The 22,529-nt window shown below is 40.5% G+C and carries 19 protein-coding genes and 1 pseudogene; 4 read left to right on the forward strand and 16 right to left on the reverse strand.

Annotated features, from left to right (window positions below; all coding sequences use genetic code 11):
• Positions 1–758: 758 nt before the first annotated feature.
• Positions 759–908 carry a hypothetical protein gene (locus TVG_RS08555; RefSeq protein ID WP_156769094.1) on the reverse strand — a complete coding sequence of 50 codons (150 nt, stop codon included), beginning with the start codon at positions 906–908 and terminating at the stop codon, positions 759–761.
• A gap of 630 nt (positions 909–1,538) precedes the next feature.
• Here TVG_RS08555 and TVG_RS04895 point away from each other — a divergent pair.
• Complete coding sequence (locus TVG_RS04895) at positions 1,539–2,192, forward strand: helix-turn-helix domain-containing protein (protein ID WP_048054007.1); 654 nt, start codon at positions 1,539–1,541, stop codon at positions 2,190–2,192.
• A gap of 534 nt (positions 2,193–2,726) precedes the next feature.
• Here the strand turns inward: TVG_RS04895 and TVG_RS04900 are convergent.
• The 5 genes from TVG_RS04900 to TVG_RS04920 all read right to left on the reverse strand — a co-directional run bounded on the left by TVG_RS04900 (position 2,727) and on the right by TVG_RS04920 (position 8,957).
• Positions 2,727–4,094, reverse strand: a complete 1,368-nt coding sequence (locus TVG_RS04900) for an MFS transporter (protein ID WP_010917165.1) — start codon at positions 4,092–4,094, stop codon at positions 2,727–2,729.
• Between the two features lie 77 nt (positions 4,095–4,171).
• On the reverse strand, positions 4,172–5,290 hold the full coding sequence (locus TVG_RS04905; RefSeq protein WP_010917166.1) for a CaiB/BaiF CoA transferase family protein: 1,119 nt from the start codon (positions 5,288–5,290) through the stop codon (positions 4,172–4,174).
• Positions 5,287–6,321 (reverse strand): LeuA family protein, encoded by a 1,035-nt coding sequence (locus tag TVG_RS04910; protein ID WP_010917167.1) that lies wholly within the window; start codon positions 6,319–6,321, stop codon positions 5,287–5,289. The genes TVG_RS04905 and TVG_RS04910 overlap by 4 nt, the downstream gene beginning before the upstream one ends.
• A gap of 364 nt (positions 6,322–6,685) precedes the next feature.
• A complete protein-coding gene (pip, locus tag TVG_RS04915; protein WP_010917168.1) occupies positions 6,686–7,582 on the reverse strand; it encodes a proline iminopeptidase in 897 nt (298 codons plus the stop codon).
• The gene (locus tag TVG_RS04920) at positions 7,557–8,957 is read right to left on the reverse strand and encodes an APC family permease (RefSeq protein ID WP_010917169.1); all 1,401 of its coding nucleotides are present in this window, start codon (positions 8,955–8,957) and stop codon (positions 7,557–7,559) included. Before TVG_RS04920 ends, pip begins: the two co-directional genes overlap by 26 nt.
• Positions 8,958–9,465: 508 nt before the next feature.
• Here TVG_RS04920 and TVG_RS04925 point away from each other — a divergent pair.
• Positions 9,466–11,244, forward strand: coding sequence for an alpha/beta hydrolase family protein (locus TVG_RS04925; RefSeq protein ID WP_010917170.1), 1,779 nt, complete (start codon positions 9,466–9,468; stop codon positions 11,242–11,244).
• Between the two features lie 109 nt (positions 11,245–11,353).
• Positions 11,354–11,701 carry a hypothetical protein gene (locus TVG_RS04930; protein WP_010917171.1) on the forward strand — a complete coding sequence of 116 codons (348 nt, stop codon included), beginning with the start codon at positions 11,354–11,356 and terminating at the stop codon, positions 11,699–11,701.
• A gap of 3 nt (positions 11,702–11,704) precedes the next feature.
• On the opposite strand, the gene TVG_RS04935 is transcribed toward TVG_RS04930, so the two are convergent.
• Positions 11,705–13,090, reverse strand: coding sequence for an amidohydrolase (locus tag TVG_RS04935; RefSeq protein ID WP_010917172.1), 1,386 nt, complete (start codon positions 13,088–13,090; stop codon positions 11,705–11,707).
• A 554-nt stretch (positions 13,091–13,644) separates the two neighbouring features.
• Here TVG_RS04935 and TVG_RS04940 point away from each other — a divergent pair.
• Entirely contained in the window at positions 13,645–14,385 is a 741-nt protein-coding gene (locus TVG_RS04940) for an enoyl-CoA hydratase/isomerase family protein (RefSeq protein WP_010917173.1), read from the forward strand.
• 278 nt (positions 14,386–14,663) lie between these two features.
• Here TVG_RS04940 and cbiE read toward each other — a convergent pair whose 3' ends face one another.
• The 9 genes and pseudogenes from cbiE to TVG_RS04985 form a co-directional block, all read right to left on the reverse strand.
• The gene (gene cbiE / locus TVG_RS04945; RefSeq protein ID WP_010917174.1) at positions 14,664–16,388 is read right to left on the reverse strand and encodes a precorrin-6y C5,15-methyltransferase (decarboxylating) subunit CbiE; all 1,725 of its coding nucleotides are present in this window, start codon (positions 16,386–16,388) and stop codon (positions 14,664–14,666) included.
• A pseudogene (cobM, locus tag TVG_RS04950) lies at positions 16,385–17,148 on the reverse strand (precorrin-4 C(11)-methyltransferase). The gene cbiE and the pseudogene cobM overlap by 4 nt, the downstream one beginning before the upstream one ends.
• Positions 17,148–17,849, reverse strand: coding sequence for a precorrin-2 C(20)-methyltransferase (gene cobI, locus TVG_RS04955; RefSeq protein ID WP_048054008.1), 702 nt, complete (start codon positions 17,847–17,849; stop codon positions 17,148–17,150). The pseudogene cobM and the gene cobI overlap by 1 nt, the downstream one beginning before the upstream one ends.
• Positions 17,846–18,451 (reverse strand): precorrin-6Y C5,15-methyltransferase (decarboxylating) subunit CbiT, encoded by a 606-nt coding sequence (gene cbiT / locus TVG_RS04960; RefSeq protein WP_010917177.1) that lies wholly within the window; start codon positions 18,449–18,451, stop codon positions 17,846–17,848. The genes cobI and cbiT overlap by 4 nt, the downstream gene beginning before the upstream one ends.
• Complete coding sequence (cbiD, locus tag TVG_RS04965; protein WP_052268470.1) at positions 18,441–19,577, reverse strand: cobalt-precorrin-5B (C(1))-methyltransferase CbiD; 1,137 nt, start codon at positions 19,575–19,577, stop codon at positions 18,441–18,443. The genes cbiT and cbiD overlap by 11 nt, the downstream gene beginning before the upstream one ends.
• Positions 19,561–20,313: a precorrin-3B C(17)-methyltransferase gene (cobJ, locus tag TVG_RS04970; RefSeq protein WP_241760328.1), complete on the reverse strand. Its 753-nt coding sequence runs from the start codon at positions 20,311–20,313 to the stop codon at positions 19,561–19,563. Before cobJ ends, cbiD begins: the two co-directional genes overlap by 17 nt.
• Positions 20,310–21,125, reverse strand: a complete 816-nt coding sequence (locus TVG_RS04975; protein WP_052268471.1) for a precorrin-8X methylmutase — start codon at positions 21,123–21,125, stop codon at positions 20,310–20,312. Before TVG_RS04975 ends, cobJ begins: the two co-directional genes overlap by 4 nt.
• The gene (locus TVG_RS04980; RefSeq protein WP_010917181.1) at positions 21,091–21,849 is read right to left on the reverse strand and encodes an SAM-dependent methyltransferase; all 759 of its coding nucleotides are present in this window, start codon (positions 21,847–21,849) and stop codon (positions 21,091–21,093) included. Before TVG_RS04980 ends, TVG_RS04975 begins: the two co-directional genes overlap by 35 nt.
• Positions 21,846–22,490, reverse strand: coding sequence for a precorrin-2 dehydrogenase/sirohydrochlorin ferrochelatase family protein (locus TVG_RS04985; RefSeq protein ID WP_010917182.1), 645 nt, complete (start codon positions 22,488–22,490; stop codon positions 21,846–21,848). Before TVG_RS04985 ends, TVG_RS04980 begins: the two co-directional genes overlap by 4 nt.
• Positions 22,491–22,529 lie beyond the last annotated feature (39 nt).

Below are 22,529 nucleotides of genomic sequence, written 5' to 3' on the forward strand. Positions count from 1 at the left end.
ATTCAATAAACATTATTTACTTATATAATCTGAAAAACATATATACAGATATTGCTATACCTAATTGGAGGGGAAGATACGTCTTCTGAGCAAGAAGGATTATCAAAGAATGCTATGGGCCTCCCTGGACTGATCCTAGTATCATTAACCCTAGAGCGGTATCAGAGCATGGTTTATCAATTAGTATTGATAAAAACTATAAAATATCCAAAAAAATAATATCTTTTATCATTGAATAGGAAATCCGTTTATACTGATCTAATTATGAGGCTTCTGGTGCACTATCAAAATTTAAATTTCACATTCCAATAAGGTATTAGTGATTTATTATTTCCATATCTAGTGGGTCAGGAAGCCTGATTATGTTCGAAATCAACCATTACTGATGCAGAGGAATATACATTTATTCCAGGCATTGTCATAAGAATATGGGTATCATCCCTATTCTCAGCTATACGGGATATCTCATCACCGATTATATATTCGATATCCCATATTTACGATGGACTGTTCATCATGTCTGCTAGTACAATAGGATAGACCAGGTGCATAGATCCTTTCGTAAGATTCGTCGATTTAATTCAATCCGTGACTTCGGAATATATCCGTAACAACGATACTTATCCCATACCCTGAAAGCATTTCGTATACCCTGGTCTTTATAACCGCAACATCTTCACCCAACATCTTTCATCTCAGAAGTATATGACGATCATGATTCCAGTGATGGAAGATAAACTTCATGCATCTCATAAAGCCTAAAAAGTTTTATAAGCATTTACGGACACTCTTTTATCATTCTTCTTGAATTTATTAAATGTGAAGGCAAGCTTTGAATGTTCTGCAATATGTATGGAGAATCCCGTGCCCCTCAACACCCTGAATACGTACATTCCCGTTGTTTGCATTTCCAAGGCAATTTCACATCCCATACACAAATATCTAGATCAGAATTCATTCTATGCATCCTCATTGTTCGATATTTCTCACTGTTCACGGATTTCCCGTATTTTTCAATTTCCGTAACGAATACAGTATTTTATGAAAATTTAGCCATATATAGACATCGATCACTTCCTGTTGTGGTTAGAATTTAAAGTATAACGAAATGGCAGACTTCTATTCACCCTTGTCTTGCGGAAATATGTAAAAGCGAAGTGCAGTCAATCTTTTCTACGAAGTACTGGCCAAATATACGATAAACTACTTTTCCAACTCTCACGCTTGCAGCGCCCTACAAAGTCGGTAAAAAGAACTTTTTAATGACATATATCCCCTATGTTAATCTGGAAAAACGATATTGTCTATAATAATCACAATTGATGGAATTTGTTCCAATATATCATACTATCATTATCTTCTTAATAATTTTCTGAATTAACCAGATATTTAATAAAATCAGATATCTCTAATTGGAATAAATAAAAACTCATCACAAGATGCCAACTCGTGCATCAAAAATTTGATAATTTCCGTTTATCTACATTTTAAATTCGCTGTATTAGAAAAAAGATAAATACATCCTAGAGCATATATATATGATGTATTACCTCTCATTCTCAATATCTAGCAACTGCGGGTTATCCGCGGCTGCCGAACACTTACAAAATAAAATAGTAACTCTAAACGTTATAAATTCTACGGATTTTAATACCGTCATTGCTTTCACTCTTGCTAGAGATATAGACGCAATGAGAAATGATTTTGCTAAGGACTTCAAAACAGTCTATATAGCAAGAGGTAAAAAAGCAGCCTTCATCAACGGTACTAAAATATCCCATGGCATAGTGCCAGCAATGATCTCAGAACAGATAATACCTTTATACCCGATATTTGCAGAAAACGGATCGGAGTGGTTCAATGCCATTGTATTGGAGAAAGAACATATTGATAATTTTGTCGCTTTAATAGAAAAGAAGAATAACATTGAAACACTTGATTATGAAAGGATCAGGAACGGCGACTCAATGTTTTCTATCATTAAGAATGCGAACAGAGGGATATTCACTTTGGAGCTTACAGAAACTGAGCGCAGGATAGTAAATTCATCTTTGAGACAGGGGTTCTTTTCATGGCCGAGATCCTATGACTTAACGTCTATTTCACGGGAGTTTGGCCTAACTAAGCCCACTATACTCTATCACATTAGGAATGCAGAGCGAAAAGTTATGGAAGCTCTTTTCGGTTCTTGAATCATAGCTCTTGATGTATTCAATTATTATTTTTATTTAAGTATATCCGTAATCTTCTACTTTGATGCATGAATTTATAGCGTTTATTTCCACATTGAACATGATTTTTCAATATCTCCCAAATGGCTAAGCACCACCGGTCAATTTGAGCATATTTTTGAAAGAAAGATGGTACCAGAAAATCAAAACTGGCTGTTACGTTATTTGTTCCACATTAAGTATCAATCAGCGACTCTTATGCTTCTGTTTGCGTAATTCATTGATTCTACAAATCATCATACAACCATTATTGTTTACACTGTCCAATTTTTCTTATAACAGGTGTCAATTTACAGCAACCAGACTTTTTTCGTGCTTTATTCAATGGATAAACAATCTTTCCAGCTGCTCTATCATAAGTGATCTGAGAGTATCATACGAACAGATTAAGCTGGAAGATACCAATATATATTCTCCTTTTTTTTTAAGATGTTATTCATTGCTCATAGTCTTTTCTATTAGAATCATCAGAAATATATTTTTAGAAAAAATAAATTATTGGGCTATTGCCTCAACTCTTAATTTAGAAGTTTTAGGCCCTAATAGCGCAAGGTCAAAAACAACTATTGCTATGAACACCCATATTAGTCCAAAGGATGCCAGTAGCCCGTGCGGTAGGAAGAAGGCAGTTATAAATGGTACGAGTATTGATGTGGATATCCTGCTTACGCTGTATACTGTTCCTGCTGCGGTAGGCCTTACCCTCGTTGGAAAGATCTCAGCTTGGTAAGTATGATAGAAGTTTGAGAAGTTCCATAGTACGAATGTGGTGATGAAGCCGAATATTACTGTAGCTGTAACATTGGGTATAATACCGAACAAAGTTCCAAAAACGCCGGCGAGCACGGCGGATGCTATTATACCCCATTTCCTCTCAACCTTATCTATTATGAAAACGTTGAATATACTCCCGAAGAAGAATCCGGAATATATTATAAAGGAGAATTCTAGGGAATGTACCAGTGTTATCCCTTTATACAGAAGGAATGTAGGGGCTAAAGAAGTGAAGCCGTAGAATATACCAGTTTGGAAGAATTGGAATATAAGCATCATTATAGTCCTCCTCCTTAAGTCTGGTGCAAATATGTCCTTGTAACGGGACTTCCTCTCCGATACTTCCGTCTCTGACTTTGGTTCAGGGAGGCTCTGTAGGTGCTTTTCTTCTATTACCCTCTGCTCCCAATCCTTAACAATCGCATCAGCTTCCTTGTACCTCCCATGAACTTCGAGCCATCTTGGAGATTCTCTCAACTGTGTTCTAACAGCCCAAATGGCTATTCCAACTATTCCCATGAACCAGAACAGTATCCTCCATGATACGTAGGGAGGAGCAACTATCTTCATCTCGTAAGTCAGAAAGGCAATTACTGGACCGGCTGTTACGGCTATAGTGTAGACAGTTGCAAGCCTCTTTCCCCTTTCCTTGCCAGGCATCATTTCTGACGTAAAAGTATCGACAATAGGGAATTCACCGCCTACACCAATCCCACCGATGAAGACGAAGATAGCTATAAGTATGGCAGTAGACATTAATCCTGCAATTATCATGCCACCAGAGAAGACAAGCAAGTTGTATAAAAAGACTGTCCTCCTTCCTCTCTGGTCTCCAAGCCAGCCGAAGAATATACTTCCAACAAATTCGCCCAGGAAAAAAGCGGTTGGAACGACTAGCGTAGCCAGTACATGGGAAAAGTGCAGGACTGATGCCACAAGTGCTAGTATCACTCCGTTTCCAAGGAGCATAAGCGTCTCAGCCCATTCACCACCCGTTACCATCAGAAGGAAGTTCCGTTGCGGGCTCCCGAAAGGTATCCTTTCAAGCCTGTCCGATACACTTCCCTTGTAAGTTTTTTCATCTACCATACGTGACTGAAACAAACTAAATATAAGAATAAAGGTTCTAACGGGTTAAATAAAAATACGGTTTATCTTATGAACATTTATACGATACCGTTGTGCTCCATATAATCAATCTCATAATCAGAATATCCGAGTTCTCGCAATACTTCCCTAGTATAATCGCCTAATTTTGGAGGATCCGAGACATAGTTATAGCCGATTGGAGAATAAGGAACCATTATTTTCCTACCACAGTACTCTTCTGAGATCATTTTGGCCGAAGCATGCGGATCATTTAATAGATCCCATGGCTTATTGAGTACAGCGTAGCTAATGTTCGCACTCTCTAATCTTTCTACTAGTCCGGTTGAATCGAATTTACCCATTACATCTTGAAGCATGGGTATCAGCGTATCACGCTTGCTATAACGTATAGCATTTGTAGGAAACTCATCGCAAAAACTTAGCGAAAATACCTCGCAGAACTTTTTCCACTGATCTTCTGTAGTCACAGCTACGAATACCTTCTTGTTGTCTTTCGTTGTAAAGAAATCGTATATCCCCCAAGCAAACCCATCTTCGTTTATTGGTTTTAACTCTTTTCCTATCAATTGATAGGTTGTTATGTGCTGTCCCATAAAGAAAAGCGCTGTTTCGAACATACCGATAGTTACCTGCTTGCCTTTTCCTGTTTTCTCTCTTTCGATTATGGCATCTAGAACAGCTATGACTCCAAACATTGCAGCACTCATATCAATCATTGAGGCCCCAACGCGCATGGGCTTTTCCAGTGTTCCAGTCATGTAAGCAAGCCCGCTATGTATCTCTATTGGAAAATCGAGTGACTTCCTCTTCTCATATGGACCATTGCCGTAGCCCCTTATTGATAGGTATATGAGCCCTGGATTATGCTTCTTCATCTCATCATAAGATAAACCTGCAGATTCCAGGGCTCCATATCCGAGATTATCTATAAGAACATCGGATGTCCCTATGAGTTTCATCAGGACATCTCTACCTTCCTTCTGTTTGAAGTCTATAGTCACGCTTTTTTTATTCCTATTGTAGAATGCGAAAGCACCTGAGCTAGTTCCAGTTAGGGATCTTGCGATATCGCCAGATTTTGGACGTTCTACTTTTATGACTTCAAAGCCCAAATCTGATAGAAGGAGCCCAGCAGTAGGTCCTGCTACAATGTGTCCTATTTCGATAGCTCTCATAGTATACCACCATAAATCTTTAGCACTTCGTCCTCCCCAACTACCCGGCCTTCATTAGACGACAAGTCCTTGATTTTAGAGACAAGTAGTTTAACTTTTCTTTCATCTGGTTCTATTCCATTTTTCCTAAGGATACTTGCAACTAGGCGTGAGCCAGCATAAACATTCAACGAAACACGGGAATTTGGAAAAACCTTGGATGTTGAATGCGTACCAGCAGTTATTGATAGAACGTTCCTCCCAAAGATAGGCATGTTGTCTGCAAAAAATCTGTATCCAGCTTTTCTAAGGATGAGCTCACTCATTAAGTCGTATGTCTTTCTGAGCATTTCAAAGTTAATTTTGTCCTCGTATCCAGCTTTTTCAAGGTAACTTGCTATTGAAGCCGTATCAGCTATTCCGTTTCGTTCACCTATACCAAATATGGTAGTATCTACGTAATCACATCCAGCTTCTATGCCAGCTATACTGTTCGCAATCGCTAATCCATGATCGTTATGGCAATGTACCTCCACTTTAACTTTGAGATTCTGCTTAATGTAAGACACGACATCGTGTACCCGCTTGGGGGTTGCCCGGCCTGTCGTGTCCGGTATTTGCACAATTGAGGCACCGCATTCCCATAGCTTCTTCGCTAAATCGAATATCTTCTCTTTCTCATATTTTACCATGTCAACTATGGCTATTTCTACAGAATCAGAATGATCTGAAGCATACTTTACCACATCGCATATCTTATTTATATCATAATCACCGAACGGCAAGTGAAGTGTGACCTTCGAACCGGTAGAAATGATAGAATCAACGTCTTCTTTAATTGACCTGCCCAACGAATACGTATCATCAAATAAATGCAGATCAGTAATTTTTCTAGCTGCTTCCACTTCGCTTTCATGGGCGGATGGATATGAAACAAGCGCTCTCTTTATTCCGCTCTTGCTTATTGATTGGGCAATCCGTATTTTCTCATCCAAGGTGAAGGCAATTCCAGGAGCCTGCATGCCTTCACGCAAAGTATCGTCAGTTAGCATAACTGATTATCCACATTCCATATTTGAACTGGATATCTAACATATTTCAACGGTCAATTCTTTCTCTTATATTTAGTCAACTCTTCTTTTTGTATATTCCTGCTTAGCTTGATTATTATTAGAGATTCTACTTTTTCAAAGAATATTTGTCGAAACACTTCTAAAAGTTCACGATTGGCCATTTTTATATTCGCTGAATCCTGCACTTTAGTAACTCACCATCGATTTTTACTCAAAGTTTGTTAGCTGATTCCATAATCTAGCCAATATGCGAGAATAGTAGAAAGCTTAAATGGATCCATTATAAAAAAGAATATTAGCAATATTAAAACAACTGAAGGCTTTATTCAGGACTTAGAAACTACTATATATTTTTCTCTATGAATTGAAGTAAAATTCGATTATATTCATCGCGATCTTCCCACATAGTCAGATGAGAACAGGCCTTAAATACGATTAGTTGGGAGTTATCTATTTTGCTATGTATTACTTCAGCTACGTTTTGTGTGACCTCATCGAATTCCCCCACTGTTATCAATGTAGGCACAGATATAATCCCAATCTTATCTGTGATATCCCAGTCCCGTATAGTTCCAGTAATTGTAAATTCGTTTGGCCCATTCATTGTCCTGTACACATTTCGCTCTTCTGCGTACTCGAGAGACTTGAGCACCTCCGGAGGCCAGTCCTCAGAACGAAGGAGGTGTTGGTGATAAAAATAGTTTACAGCTTCCTGATATTCCGGATTTTGGTAATCTCCTACTTCTCCATACTTCCTTATTGCATTTCTGTATTTTTCTGGAAGCTCGTCAATTAGCCGCTGCATCTCCTTCACAGTCAAAGGTACGCTCGATAAGCCGCCTGAAATTATCAGCCCTTTAAGGTGCGCTTGGTATTTCACAGCGTATGCTAAAGCCAGCGCACCGCCATAAGAGGAACCCATGAGAAATACCTTATCGTCGCCGAAGATATTTTTCTTAACAGCCTCCGCTTCTTCTACCCCGTAGTCGATTGTAAACTTTTCTTTTTCTGGCTCTTCAGATCTGCCGCAGCCAAACTGATCATAAAAAAGTACAGTTATTCCCTTTTCGGCAAGATCAGTTAGAGAAAGCAAATAATCATGTGACATGCCTGGCCCGCCATGTAAAGTCATCAACTTTGCCTTCTCGTTCTCTGCTTTACACACCTTGTAATATATGTAAATTCCCTGTATTTTAACGTAGCCGTCTTCACATCTACTCAGCTTCCTCACCCACTTCATTTACTGATATATATTCTGATTCTAATATCTTGTTTCTCCTTACTACTGAGAATATAGCCGCGAATGTGGCCCAAGCTCCGAACGAAATTGAAGCAGCCACTACGGGTGTCGATATAGATACGAAGGTGCCATAGAATACATAAACAAGTATAGCAGTTACCGTAACTGGAAGCGCTACGTTTAGAACGCCTACCTTATTTGCTTTCTTCTTAATTATTACAGGAAGCGATAAGTTTGCAAGCATATGAACAAGAAGGGCAGCTAGTGTGGATAAAACACCTGTAAAGAGGAAACCGCCAAATGGCCCAAGGAATTCTACACTGAGGAGCCCGATTATCACTGAAGCTATAACCATCACTAAACCCGCAAAATGCGGCGTCTTCCTCTTTTCATGAACTTCGGACAAAAAGCGTGGAAGCACACCATCCCTGCTCATGGACAAGGTTATTCTAGCAACGCTGTTGCTGAAAGTTACGTTGTCTGTTAATATGCTATTGATGTAGAATATCGTTATCAAGATTGCAGCCCACAGACCAATGTCGACTTGCGCCAACTTTATGCCTGGAACTAAATTGTTTGCGTACGATTCCATACTGGATGGGCCCCATCCAACTGTAAAAGCGTAGGCCGCAAAGACAAAGAATACACCTAGTATGACGGAGGAAATTATAACAGCGTCCCCTATCAACTTCTTGGCGTTCTTTGCCTCTTCACCCAGTGGTGTCATTCCTCCGAATCCAGAGAAAGCAGTGTACATAAATAGAACACCAAGGGCTATACCGCTTACCCCAAATTTATCATATTTCAAGGTGAATACAGCAGGCGTATTTATTGCTGGATGCGATAGTATTATGAATAGCCCTATAAACACCACCACTGCTATTTCAAGGCTTCCCATAACTGATACATACCTCAAGGAACCTCTAATTCCTGAAAATGATACTAGGTATCCAAAAGCAGCTGCTCCTATCAATAAAGGTATCCATAGATTCCCCGGAACGCTGATCCCGTAAATATAACTAAGGAGGGCTGGTACGAATACCGCTATAGAGAGAGATATAAAGGCGAGTGCAGCTATCTGATACAGTATGTACACCCAGCCTGAGAATATACCCACTTCTTTGCCAAAGCCAGTCTTTATATAATCATAGTATCCACCAGGGCCTGCGACGTGCGTCGATATCCTCCTTATTATCAGTGCGTTAAGAAATACAATTACAAACGCAACCGCTGCAGCTAAAGGCAAAGATCCTAGAGCGAACGCCGCTGAACCTGTCATTGTCGCCACAGCCGCTCCTGCGGGTGCTGATGCAGCAACCCCCTGAAAAAGCACCTCCCTAAAATTTAATACATTCCTACGCAAGCTCCGTGCCATGTCAACACCTAGCGCACAATAAGAAACTCATATATTTAAACATTCTGCTAACATATATATCCGGTAGTAATTCTTTTTCGTACACCTCTAGACGAGAGAATGGAGTTAAAAATATTCTTTGGAATGATGAAATAATCATAGATTGAGTTATTTAAAAAATTTAACCATATGGCAATCGAAGCCCATAAACCTATTTTCTTCACATAGGTCTATTATAGGTAAATTGGCCATCCACTATTAGGGATGATAATTGATTTAGCGAATATAAGATAAAGAATTACAGCAAAATTAAAAACTGAGCATCGCAATAATTAAAGAAGGTAAAAAAAAAAGCACCTCTAATAATTTTGCCAAAATGCATATAAAATTACAAGGCTGATATCTTTCTGTAAAATGTCAATTAATCGCTATCGACGATTATCATAATTCCTATTATTTTTGAGGCCTGGCACAAACCGTTGTCTGATTTAGCATGATAACTTTAAATCAATACAATCATTGATATGCTATGAGAGGACAACAAATAGAAGATCTGCTGACACAGAAAAATATAGAAGAGGTAAAATTAGATAAGGATGGAAGGAGGCTAGCATATATAGCTTCTGAGCCTTTTCGAGAATATAAAAAAGATAAACCGAAAAAGTATCTATACGTAACAGATTGTAAGTTCAACACTTTGTTCAATGCTGAAGGCTATGGTATCAGCTCTATGGACTTTTCAAGTGATGGCAGGCTTCTTTACGTTGAGGAGAATGAAATACACCTGATCACACAAGATTATAGAGAAGAGAGAATACATTTCAAGGGCAATATAGAAGAGGCTAGATGGTACGGCAATGATATACTTTTCTCAGCTTCCATAGAAAGGGAGGATAATGAGGATGATGGGTACTTTTTTGAAGAATCTGACCCTTTCATCGATCTTTATCTTCTGCAGCCTGGCCATGGAATAAAAAAATTAACCGATAACCTAAATGTCTGGGAATTTTCCACCAACGGCAGAGAAATAGCATTTATCGGATCTAGATGCCAACAGGAGAGCTGTTGGTACAGGCCGTCTATTTACGTTATTGATGCTGGTGGCGATATAATAGAGAAACATAGGCCGAAAGATAGGCAACTAGGCAAGTTAACTATTGGGACGTCTGGAGAAATAGCATTTATTGAAAGCACGATGAGCGATAGGGGCGTCGTTTCAGGAGACGTTATTGTATTGTCCGATTCAGATAAGAAAAATCTTACTGAGGGTAACGAATCTAGCTATTCGCACATTGTATTCTATGATGGGGAAATATACGTACTTGAAAACCATGAAACACACTTTCGTGTGATTTCACTCTTAACCAGAAAAGTTCTCTGGAGTGGAGACGGTATTGTATATCCAGCCTATTCTCCATCTTTTCATATTTCGTCCGGAAAATTGGCGTTAGCCTTTTCATCTCCAGATCAACCGCAGGAAGTTATAGTCAAGAACATCGATACTGGCGTAGAGGAAAGATCGGCAATAAATTCTGGCCTTCTTGATCTAAAGGCTTATCCGTCAGAAATTGTTGAATGGAAGGCTTCGGACGGAAAAAAGATATATGGCATACTTCGTACATTGGATCCTAAAAATCCGCTTATCGTATATGTCCATGGAGGCCCGACATCGTTTTCATACGGTGCCTTCCTTGATCGAACAAGCGTATACCTCGGCTATGGTTTTTCTGTATTCATGCCTAACTACAGAGGAAGCGTTGGACTCGGCAGAGAGTATGCAGAATCGAACATAGGCGATCTAGGCGGCATGGATTTTGAAGATGTAATCAGCGGAATAAAGTATTTGCAGCAGAGTGGAAAGATAGATACAAAGAATATATTCATAACAGGCGGGTCATACGGCGGGTACATGTCAGCCTTGGCTGTGATGAAGACAGATATCTTCAACGCATCCGTATCTCTTTTCGGAATTTCCGATTGGATAAGCTTCCATGGAACAAGCAACCTATACGAATGGGACAGGATCCACTTGGACGCTGACCCATGGTCGTTTGAAAAATACGATCGCTACTCGCCAATAAGGATAAAGCGCAAACCAAAAACACCTGTACTGCTAATGCACGGCGTAAACGACAAGTACGTCCCAATAGGCCAGTACTACGAATTCTATAGATTTTTAAAGGAAAACGGGGACGAGGTAAAGATGATCGTATATCCAAGGGAAGGACACGGCTTTACTGAACGGGCCCATATTATCAGGCAGTACAAAGAAACTATCGACTTCTTCAAATCACATCTAAAGAAATAGAATAAAACGTTGTAAATCACGACTTCAATACACTTTTTTTATAAATTGCAAAAGCAATCTAATGCTATCCTAGATCATGATTTTTAAGAGGGAACGCTATTAACCTTCCATGAAGTTTGAGTTTGAGTACTTGAAGACGCCTGAGGACTTGATGATATCGCTATCTGGAAGTTTTGCAATGGCAATGCGAAATGTAGCCGAAATATACAGCTACAAAGGGTATCTCGCATACTACAGTCCATCTCTTTCGGACGGAGACGATTCGATGATCATAGTATCCCTAACAAGGGGAACACTAAATCCTGGACTCGTAGATTTCGATTCTGAAACGAAAAAGATAGAGTACGTTAAGAGATCGACAAATCCAGAGAGGTATCACTTCTTAATAATAGAGCCTGAATTATCCACGATCTTAGATAAGGCTATCTATGAATTCGAGAAGCTAGGCAAAAAATAATAATCAATTTGTATAAATTTTTCCGTTAATTATAGTTATTTCAGGCTTTGCTGCTTTTATTCCCCTTAAATCTTTAAGCAGCTTTTCATCAAAAACAGCCATGTCTGCGGAATACCCTACCCTTAACATGCCCATATAGCCTTCTGTACCGAGAAGATATGAGCCGCCTTCAGAGTAGCACCTTACTGCCTCCTCAAGCGTTATTTTCTGCCGCTGGTATTCTGAGTTGACAGCATAATATATTCCATACATTGGGCCGATGGGCATTGAATCCGATCCAAAAGCTAGGTGTATGCCCCTATCGATCATCCACCGAAACGGGTTATTCTTATAAAGCCATTCGCCCCCAACCCTGTCTTCATACATACCGCCTTTTCCAGCCCATTCTAGGAAATTGGGCTGTGAAGAAATTATTGTTGTTTTTGTAATATAATCTAGTACGTCATCGTCAACTAATTCAAAGTGTTCGATCGAGTTCCTATTCCTTCCGGCATTTCGGTAGAATACTTTCGCTGCAGTTTCGACAGCTACCTCTCCTATAGCATGGACTGCAAGCGGCAAATTATGCATCCATATCTGCTTAGCAAAATTCTCGAACTTACTTTCATCCATCTTTAAATTAGACGCATCCCAGCCCTTGTGCGCTGCAGTCCGTGAACCGAGAGATCCATCTAGGAAGGCCTTGATCCCCCAGTCGTTCTGCGATGAAGTTCCGAATTTGTCGAAAATAGAATCGGAATAAAGCACCTTGTATATTTTTAACGGTGTTTTTATGTTCTTATATTCGTTATACGTCGAAATATCAACCATATCCCTAACGGCTACGATGCCAAGGCTTATTGCCCTGTTCGCAGCTGTGTTAAGCGCATCCCGTATTTCGGCTTCGTTAGGTTTAACTAGAGGCTCTAAAAGTTCAATGTCATCTTCCTTGAATATGCCCTCCTTCCGGGTAGTTCCTATTACATCCATCGCTTTTTGATTTGCAACGGCCATATGTCCGTCTCTTCTAAATGCAACAACAGGTACTGGAATTCCATTTATGTCAGAAGATGTGAGGTAGCTCGATTGAGGTTTCCACATAGATTCATCCCATCTATATGCTATGACCTTTTCCTTGCCTTTCGAATATTCAGCGATTCTTTCAACAACCTCCTCCTTGCTCTTCGTATGATAAAGATTCAGACGAATATCTTCCAGCCCCGTTGAAAGCAGATGCGCGTGAGAATCTATGAAGCCAGGAAATACGATCTTGCCCGAGAGATCAATTCTCTTCTTTGCGCGAAGATCTCTATCAATCCCAATGAAAGCTATCCTTCCTTCGTTAATCCCAATTGCATCAGAACCTTCTCTACCGAAAACGGTACAGTTCGAGATCAATAGATCGAACATAGTTACTAGATTAAAACGAATGGTTTAATCTTCTGCAGCCTCAAGTGACATCGTATCGATGGTGTTATGATTAATACGCGGATGGATGGCAGAAATACCTATGCATAGAAAAGGCTTACGCAGAATTGAACATATGTAGAGGCCAAGCCTCCTTAGCCTACATAAAGGATATTTTCGCTTATTGCCCAACAAATGAAAAATCCTCACAACACCATGCCAATGCATTAACTAAGACTTGCAGATGCAAAATACGCCTATGTAAAAGCATCAGACATAATGAAAACAATGAAATCGTCAAGTTGCGTGCATTCTTTAGCAATGAAAAGGCAATGCATAACAATTTTGGACGTTGCGTCAAATATAGAAGGCTTAGATTAATCTGCGTTGCCTGTGGGATAATGTTAAGGCTGGGATTAGTTATGTATTGGAGATTAATGCTTTTTAAATATAAAACGCCACGTTAATATTTAACAAAAATTATTATGAAATCGTATACAAATGAATTAAGAAAGCATTTAAATTTTTAACGCATGGTTGAGAATTAGGTGCATAAAATGCCGCGTTGCGTCCTCGAAGAAGTGGATGATATAGCAATTCTTAAATTTACCAGAAGCGAAAAATTGAATGCGTTTGACTTTGATTCATGGAGAGAATTTAGTTCGAACGTTGATGAAGCATCGAATTACAAAGGCTTAATCATTACCGGAGAAGGGAGGGCGTTTTCATCTGGAGACGATATAAATGCAATGTATAAATTTGAGGATTATGCTGAGAGTAAGTCCTTCTTTAAAACTTTATTTGATGTTTTACAAAAACTTATGCACTATCCACATCCAATTATTGCCGCTGTAAACGGTCTGGCAGCTGGAGGAGGGGCAGAGATCCTTTTAACTTTAGATTATGTTGTATCTGTAAAAGATGCGTGGTTCTGGTTTCCAGAGGCCAGAATAGGGCTTTATCCTCCTATTTTAACTTCATTGGGCGTATACGTTTTTGGAATTAAGAACGTGAAGAAGCTGGCTATTAACATGCCAAGGCTCACCTCAGAAGAGGCACTAAACCTAGGCTTAGTCGACATGATCATCGAAGATAAGAATAAACTCACAGAGATCGCTGTTAATAAAGTCAGGGAATTGAACAGGGTTCCGACTGTTTCATATACGAGCATGAGAAAGGTCCTGGCGAGTATTGTGCTTCCACATCTAAAACAGTCACTAGATACGCTAGCAGAGACAGCAGTTGAGGAAGAAGCTAAGAGGAGTATGGAGCTTTTCATTAAATCCAGGAAAAAATAAAAAATAATGAGGGCAAAAGGCCAACATACCATCCTTGCCTAATTTCCCAATGCTTCCAGACATGATCTTACACAGATTTTTCTTTTGCGATCCGACCTTTTTTCGAAATACTGTGAATAAGCAATCATTGCTTAACTACTTTAAGACTCGGGAAGAAAATACCGAATCTAAATGGCACTATTAGGCGATTCGTTTGAATCATCCATGTAATAAATGTGGAGGAGCCGGAAGAGAACCATTATCGACCAAAATTTATCGCGAATAACTGAATAGATCAATTAATGCAGTAGTGAATTGCCGATTGCCATTATTGATATGTCTGAGAAGTCTTTATGTTTTATTTGCTCCAGCGTATTATGTGTTACCCTCTCGTTTTCTGAAGTTAAATACTCCATGACCGTAACCTCAGTGCTTCCGGATATTCCGTTTTCGATAAGATAATCTGCTATTTTAGAAGGCATGAAATCATATGGCCTCGGTATTACAAGCACCCTTCCATTTCTGCGAAGAGAATCAAGCATTTCCTTCTTTCTATCTTCGATGTATCCGGTAACATGAAAGGAAATGACAGGCGTAAGTTCTAAAGGCATACCGGATCTAGCCGATGCAGCCTGCACCGAACTTATGCCTGGTATTATCTCGTAATTTCTACAGCGCCCTATAAACCTCCTTATAAGTTCCGATTCTGAGAAACATGAGTCGCCGGTGAATAGGAAGGCTATCCTATAGCCTTTATCGTATAGATCTATTATCCTTTCCACATATTTCTGCTGATCCTTCCAGTGCAATACGATTTGTTCTTTTTTCCCAATTGCGTTCCTTGCAATACGCATAGGCATCTCGTATCCTGCTACAATGTCCGCCTTAGCAATTCGATCTATCGCTGCCAACGTCATCAGGCTTGGATCGGACGGCCCTACCCCAATGAACCATATTTTCCCTTCGAATAGCTTCCTTCGTGATGCAACAGATATTGTCATAGAATGGTCGAACTTTGTGAAGGGGTAAATAATCCTAGAACCTGGACCTAATGATAAAAGTGCAGACGGCTCTGCAGAACCAGGAATCCCTAATTTTTCCTCTGCTTCTTCGGATATATGGCTCAACAGCGAAACATCGACGGATTTTAGATCATCGGCAGAAAAAGTCCGGAATTCTGTTCCGTTATCCTTAATCAATTCCGATAGAAATTTGTTATACCGAAGTGAAGATACACAATTTACATCATCATATCCAAGTCCGAGGCTTAACAATACCTCTTCGATCCTTTTCTTTATATTATATGGGTCTGCTTTTCCCGTGAAACCAATGCCAACTGATATATCGTCCGGAACAAGATAGCATATCTCGCCTCCTTCTCCTGGCCTATCTGTTATTATTATCTTTGCATCATCTGATCTGCTGTAGGTTTTCCAAGGGTACTTTATCATTTCAAACGCGTGTTTTCTCTTCGAACTTTCATTCCTTGCAAAGACAGGATCACCGTTAGCTAGTGCAGTGTTGATCTTTAATACGCACTCAGGGTTAGCTATAGTGCAGTAGAGGCGCCTAGACATCTCCTCGACTGACATCAATCCATTCAGTTCTACAGCGTCCGTTATTATATACTCACTTCCGATGAGTTCTGAGATGAGCCGTGCGAAGACATTCGCTGATCCAGAATGGCCATTGACGATAGGAATTGCATATCTGCCGTAATCGTCTACTACGATCACTGCTATGCCTTCCTCTTTCAATATTGACGCTTTCTCTATTATTCTTACAGCACCGCCAAGAGACATTACAAGAACTAAAACATCGCTTTTTCGTACTTCACTCAAGACAAAGTTTTGCGTGCTTCCGATGTACGTATTGCACCCTTTCAAATTCGATCTGCTATAGCATTTAACAGCCAGGCCTTTTTCTGAGAGCTTTTCGCTTATTTCCAAGGCGGTCTCAGATCCTCGTTTTGATATTCCGGCAACGGTTATCTTTCTCCCATAGAACAGCGCCAATTCATTCAAGATGAGCCCCTCCTAAAAGAATGCGTATAGCTTGGATCGTAAAGTTTCGTGCTGTAAACCCTCTCAGGATTGACAACTTTACCTACAACAATTATTGCTGTTCGATATATCCTGTTGTCCTTCACCTTCTGAACTATATCTTCGAGTGTCCCGCGTATTACCTTTTCGTCCTTCCAGGTAGAGTGGTAAACTACACCCACTGGAGTATCTTTCGGGTATCCTCCTTTCAGGAGATCTTCAACTACCTTCTCGATTATGTGTATAGCTGTGAAGATAACCATGGTACTTTGATGGCTTGACAATGCTAATATAGACTGCTTTTCTGGTACTGGTATCCTCAGCGATCCTCTGGCTATTATAACAGACTGAGATATGTTGTCCATGGTAAGCTCTATTCCTAGTGAGGCCGCCGCAGACGTAAGCACACTGACACCGGGAATAACCTCGAAATCTATGCCCTTTTCCCTCAGAAGTGAGAGTTGCTCCATAAGTGCACCGTACAAGTGCGGGTCTCCAGAATGGAGCCTTACTACATCCTTCCCCTCTGCTATAGAATTATCGATATATCCATTATTTTGTTTATGTCCATTTCGGCGCTGTTGTATATCTCTGCACTCGGATTTGCGTATTTTAATATCTCAGGATTAACAAGGGATCCAGCGTATATTACTACGCCTGCCTTTCGAAGGATATTATATGCTTTTAGCGTCAAAAGTTCAGGATCTCCCGGCCCTGCCCCAACTATATACACCTTTGGCATCAGTATCGCCTCGCTATTACAAGTGAAAAGTAGTCGCCGTCCTCATTTCCAGCTTTTTCCGTTATAAATTCACTGTCCATTGTGCATCGTCTTGCATATATGTATTTCATCCCATCACCCATTAAATTCCTTATTCTTTCTAAAGAAAAAGATCCTGTCGGAACTTTCATTATAACTACTGTGTCATATTTTTCGAAACTGCCTATTTCCAATAATTTTCTGTACGTAGTTACGAGAACAGAATCATCACCGCTAGCTATGTTAATGGAGGATCTAGCTGAACACGCATCTACAGAATTTACGCCAGGCACGTACTCTATGCTGACTCCTTTTTCCTCCAGCATTTGCTTTATTTTTCCGAATGTACTGTAAAATGTAGGCGAACCTATTACAGCATATGATAGAATTTTATGTTTTGCCAAATCAGAAATTATCTCTGCTACATTTTTCTCCAGGAAGGATTTGTTGTAATTATGATCCCGTGTCATAGGAAACTCCAGATCTTTCACCTGTGGTAAAGATCCTTCATTTTTTCCTGCAAAGAGCTTCTCTAGAATTGACCTTGCGATCCTATGTTCACCGCCGGAACATGGTACGTAGATTATATCGCTTTTCAAAACTGTATCAAGGGCTTTTAATGTAACCAATGATGGATCTCCAGGGCCGAGCCCAACAACGTAAAGCTTCATATCTGCATTCAAGGCTGCTCACCTGAAACTACGAATATTGGGTTCCTTGCTATCATAGCGTAGCTCGAGCCTGTCTTCATCCCTACAGAAATTTGTACTTCTATCACTGATACGTTCCTGAAATTATTCAGCTCCAATGATTCAACTGCGTCATTCAAAGTCTTGACCTGAATTGCATTAATAACAACACGAGCACCACTCTTTAAGAAAGGCACATACTTGCTAACAAGATTTGGGAGATCGCCTGTCCCCCCTCCAATAAAGATAGCATCGAATGAATCGGCAGGCGAATAGGCATATGCATCCGCAAGAACTAATTGTATGTTCTTGTATGGAGATAAACGATCAAGATTTATCCGGGCTAGTTTGATAGCTTTTTCATCGCGATCCAAGGCTATTATTTTACCATTTGGACCTGCAAGCCTAGACATATCTACAGCAACTGAACCAGTACCCGTTCCTATATCAAGAAAATGGCCTCCATTACGGACTCCCAATCTGTTTAGAGAGATGAGGCGAATTTCTTCCTTGGTCATAGGTATGCCATCCACTCTTTCAAAAAGACTGTCTGGAGTTACGATATAATAATCGAATTTCGACTTTTCACTTTCCATATTTGAGAACCTCCTTTATATGCCCGTCTAAATGCGATCCTATAATCTTCCCATCATGATCTATAATCACAACTGAAAACCCGACGGATCTGGAAAAATCAGCCTTAAGCCTGTTAGATATTCTAGATGCTATTGTATTCAATACTTCAGCTACAATGCCTTCTTGTTCTATAATTGATATGGCCTCCCCAGTGTTGCTGGATTCCATTATTCTCTTTACAGCACCTTTGGAAATTCCGTACATAGCAGCCACAGCCGCAAGTGTCTCCATACGGCCATCTGCTACCTTGCTGTGTGTATTGTATATCCCTGCAGCGATCTTTACAAGCTTTCCTGGAAGCCCGAAGATTACGACATGATCGTATGCAGATTCGATCGAGGCGCTGACCGCTGCACCTACCTTATCGCCTATTAGTACGAAGGCTTTATCTGGAAGCGCAAAGTACTTTTTAGCGAACTTTAATGCAGTGTTTCCCGGACATAGCACGATAATTTTAGAGACGCACCTTCCGGCTGCAACTATATACTTCAAGTGCAACTCATACTCTTCAGTAGAAACAGGTTCTTCTATGCCAGTAGTGCCAAGTACAGATATGCCGCCGAAAACCCCTACCTTTTCATTCATAGTCAACTTTGCAAATTCTTCACCATTGGGAACGGAAATTGATAATTCCACATCATAGCCACCAGCAGCTTCTCTTACGGCATCTTCTATCATTTTTCGTGCTCCCTGGCTTATTGCTTTTTCGCCCGGCCTTATGCCCAATCCGTCTTTCTCGACTACGCCTATGCCTGCATTTCCGGATATGGTTATTTTACTTCGTCCATTTTCCTGTTTTTTCACGACCTTGCAGTGGCACCTGATCGTTATGCCATTCAACTGATCCGGATTGTCTCCTGAAAACTTCTCTGCTGAGGCGTATCCACTGCTTTCGTCTATTCGTACGCTCTCCACCACTTTAACTTCAATTCGTATGCCAATAGGCGTCGGGACTACAACCCTATTCTGTACGCCCTTCAATACGGTGAGCGTACAAGCCTTTGCGGCGGCAGCCGCAGTAAGGCCCGTAGTGATCCCGTACTGCTGAAACGGATTTACGCCAGAGCCATCAGAAGCGTACATCATACTTACCAGAATAGCCTCTCCTTGTAGCCATCCACCGGCCAGATACATACGTCTCGCTGTTCCCAATAATGACAGTGGTCAACATGTCTATCTCTGAGCATGAGAAGTCTTTCAATTGCACTATCTTTGCGCTTTGATCAGGCCTGTAGGCATTTCTTACTATACCTACAGGCGTATCGCCACTCCTATACTTCAAGAAATATTCCATTACTTTCTCGAGATTGTTTGGAAAGCGGGAGCCTCTTGGATTGTAGATGACGGTTACCAAATCAAGGATAGCAGCCGCCTCGGCTCTTTTCCTGATGACTTCCCAAGGCGTTAGGAGATCGCTGAGGCTAAGGACCATAAAGTCGTTGGATAGAGGGGAACCGAGAAGGGAAGCACAAGAAGAAAGTGCACTTATCCCTGGCACTACACTTACCTCAGGCATATTGTCTTCAAGAGTTGATAATATCTCGAATACAGCACCGGCAATTCCATATATCCCAGCATCGCCGCTGGATATTATGGATACGTTGTGCCCTGATCTCGCCAGTTCTATAGCTTTCTTAGCCCGTTCTATCTCACCCTGCATACCGTTTGAGATGTATATTTTGTTAGGAAACTTCTCCTTTATAAAGGAGACATAGAGGGAAAAGCCTATTACGTATTCCGATCTCTCAATAGCTAAGCTGGCTTGGGGAGTCATAAGATCATTCGATCCAGGCCCTATACCGACAACAAACAAAGAACTCACCAATCAAGCATCACCCCAAAAGCATTTATCACAGAAGCTGCTATAGGGCTTCCACCCCTTGACCCAAGAATGGTGAGGTAATCGATGCCAGAAGATACCAAGGAATACTTTGCCCTCGCTGCCTGCACGAAGCCAACCGGAACACCTATCACAGCAGGAGGCTTTTCTTTTGTATCTCGAACAATGTTCAATAATTCTATCAATGCTGTAGGGGCGTTTCCTATCACAAAAATCGCGTCTCTTACACCATCCTCTGAAGCGATGCGCATAGCAGAAGCAGATTTCGTTATTCCCATTTGTTTGGAGATGCGATCTACTCTTTCGTCGTCCCCATAATACATTATTCTGCATCGATCCAGTAAATTCTTGTTGTATATTCCTGCCTTGACCATCTTCGCATCTACGACTATCCTGCATCCATCCCTCAACTTCTCAGCTACTGTGTCAACGAAACCAGGAGACATCCTTATTAAATCAATCAGACGGAAGTCCCCGGCAGCATGAACTATTTTGGAAAATAGGTACCTCTCCCTGGCATTCTCTATGCTCTCCGTTACGGTCTCTATGATGTTTATGCTTTCCTCCTCAATTTTTTCTGGATCCGCCCACTCCTTTAAGTGTTCTGCCCAGGAATTTAGAATGTGCGATGATATCGAATTGTTTATAGATTTTGCATCGCCGGCTATTTTTCTAAAGAGGTCTGAATCCATATTTATTTTGTATTCCTTATTTATTATGAAAGATCCATTACGTACGCTCACACTTAGCAAACCCTCTTCACTTGTTATATCCAGCGTATACTCTATATTCATCAAAACCACCTCCCAAAGAAAGGATCTCATTGAGTTTTCGACCTAAAATAATTATAGATGGCTTAGAACAATAATGTTCATCCAAATTCTCGGCATCTTTTAATAACGAGATCTTTGCACTCGGTAATGTTCCATTTTCGACTATAAGCATATCGGAATGGCCTAAGATAGACTGGCTCAGCCTGGCTATTTGCTTTAGGAATCTAGATCCCATAAGCACGACTACAACATCAGCGTACTTTAATGCGTCCCCCAAAGATGATGCATTGAATTTGCCTTCCGATATGGAGGCCGTTACGATAGCTATATGTCTGGATACATCTTTGACAGATAGCGGTATACCATAAAATGTCGGGACGCCTATCGCTGATGTTATTCCAGGAACCACGATTACGTCAAAACCTAGGGTGGAGACCGCCCGTATTTCCTCAGAAAGCCTTGAAAATATACCTGGATCGCCTGACTTAAGGTGTACGGCTACATCGAAATTGTTTGCGTTTTCCTTGATATAGTTAAGGATGATCTTTAGGCCCACGTCTGAGGAAGTCCCTTGCCTGTGCCCTACGTTTACCTGTACTTTATTAGTACAGTATTTTTCTATAAGATCATCTGATACAAGGGCATCTTTAAACACTACCTGCGACTCTCTTATTGCTTCCAAACCCATGACCGTGATCAGGTCAGGTTCGCCAGGCCCAGCACCTACAATGTAGAATTTTTTCATCTTCCTGCTGCACCATTTAGTATCTTTGCAATGGCCTCATCAGCCATCACAGGGTTTAAAACAGAATATTCTCTAATCCGCCTATCAACAGCAATTCTGTACATCATTATGCGTCTCTTTTTTGGCTCCTTCACTGATGATATGATCTTTTCCCTGTTTCTGGCTATAGCTTCTACAACTGACTGATCCATATTATCGATCAAAGCGTATTTTTTGATAGAAGCTGCAATTCTTTTCTTCACCATAACGGTCATGGCTGGGCTCTTACCAGACGTGGACACCGCAATCTTAATAGGCCCATACTGAAGTATGGCGCATAGGTTGATATCATTTAAGTCGTTCCTGTCCGGCACATAAACAAGTTTCGAATGTCTCCTAGCGAAATAGGCTAATTTTGTGTCTAAATCACGATCTTCGGTTGATATAAAAGCAAGGAAAGGTTTCACAGACTCGATGGCATCGTAACTATCCTCAAAACTCGAAGACACACGAATAACGTTTGCATCCTCTAAAAGAACTTCGTCTGATATAACGTATACAGTGCCGAATTCAGAGTGATACAATTCGAATTTATCCCTGAACTCTTTTCCGTGGCCGATAAATAGTGAAGTACTCTTACTCAAACGTAAATCAACTATCATTAAACGGAAAATACTAAAGTATATTTAAACTTTAGTAAG

It is taken from the genome of Thermoplasma volcanium GSS1 (assembly GCF_000011185.1).
GTDB classification, from domain to species: Archaea; Thermoplasmatota; Thermoplasmata; order Thermoplasmatales; family Thermoplasmataceae; genus Thermoplasma; species Thermoplasma volcanium.

Excerpts from the sequence above, each read along its gene's own strand:
- pip (WP_010917168.1), bottom strand. The coding sequence starts at position 7,582 with ATGAAGTGGGTGAGGAAGCTGAGTAGATGTGAAGACGGCTACGTTAAA.
- TVG_RS04925 (WP_010917170.1), top strand. The coding sequence starts at position 9,466 with ATGAGAGGACAACAAATAGAAGATCTGCTGACACAGAAAAATATAGAA.
- TVG_RS04930 (WP_010917171.1), top strand. The coding sequence starts at position 11,354 with ATGAAGTTTGAGTTTGAGTACTTGAAGACGCCTGAGGACTTGATGATA.
- TVG_RS04940 (WP_010917173.1), top strand. The coding sequence starts at position 13,645 with ATGCCGCGTTGCGTCCTCGAAGAAGTGGATGATATAGCAATTCTTAAA.
- TVG_RS04985 (WP_010917182.1), bottom strand. The coding sequence starts at position 22,490 with ATGATAGTTGATTTACGTTTGAGTAAGAGTACTTCACTATTTATCGGC.
- cbiT (WP_010917177.1), bottom strand. The coding sequence starts at position 18,451 with ATGGAAAGTGAAAAGTCGAAATTCGATTATTATATCGTAACTCCAGAC.
- TVG_RS04910 (WP_010917167.1), bottom strand. The coding sequence starts at position 6,321 with ATGCTAACTGACGATACTTTGCGTGAAGGCATGCAGGCTCCTGGAATT.
- TVG_RS04975 (WP_052268471.1), bottom strand. The coding sequence starts at position 21,125 with ATGAATATAGAGTATACGCTGGATATAACAAGTGAAGAGGGTTTGCTA.
- TVG_RS04895 (WP_048054007.1), top strand. The coding sequence starts at position 1,539 with ATGATGTATTACCTCTCATTCTCAATATCTAGCAACTGCGGGTTATCC.
- cbiD (WP_052268470.1), bottom strand. The coding sequence starts at position 19,577 with ATGATGTACGCTTCTGATGGCTCTGGCGTAAATCCGTTTCAGCAGTAC.
- TVG_RS04935 (WP_010917172.1), bottom strand. The coding sequence starts at position 13,090 with ATGTTCGATCTATTGATCTCGAACTGTACCGTTTTCGGTAGAGAAGGT.
- TVG_RS04900 (WP_010917165.1), bottom strand. The coding sequence starts at position 4,094 with ATGGTAGATGAAAAAACTTACAAGGGAAGTGTATCGGACAGGCTTGAA.
- TVG_RS04920 (WP_010917169.1), bottom strand. The coding sequence starts at position 8,957 with ATGGCACGGAGCTTGCGTAGGAATGTATTAAATTTTAGGGAGGTGCTT.
- TVG_RS04980 (WP_010917181.1), bottom strand. The coding sequence starts at position 21,849 with ATGAAAAAATTCTACATTGTAGGTGCTGGGCCTGGCGAACCTGACCTG.
- TVG_RS08555 (WP_156769094.1), bottom strand. The coding sequence starts at position 908 with ATGCAAACAACGGGAATGTACGTATTCAGGGTGTTGAGGGGCACGGGA.
- TVG_RS04905 (WP_010917166.1), bottom strand. The coding sequence starts at position 5,290 with ATGAGAGCTATCGAAATAGGACACATTGTAGCAGGACCTACTGCTGGG.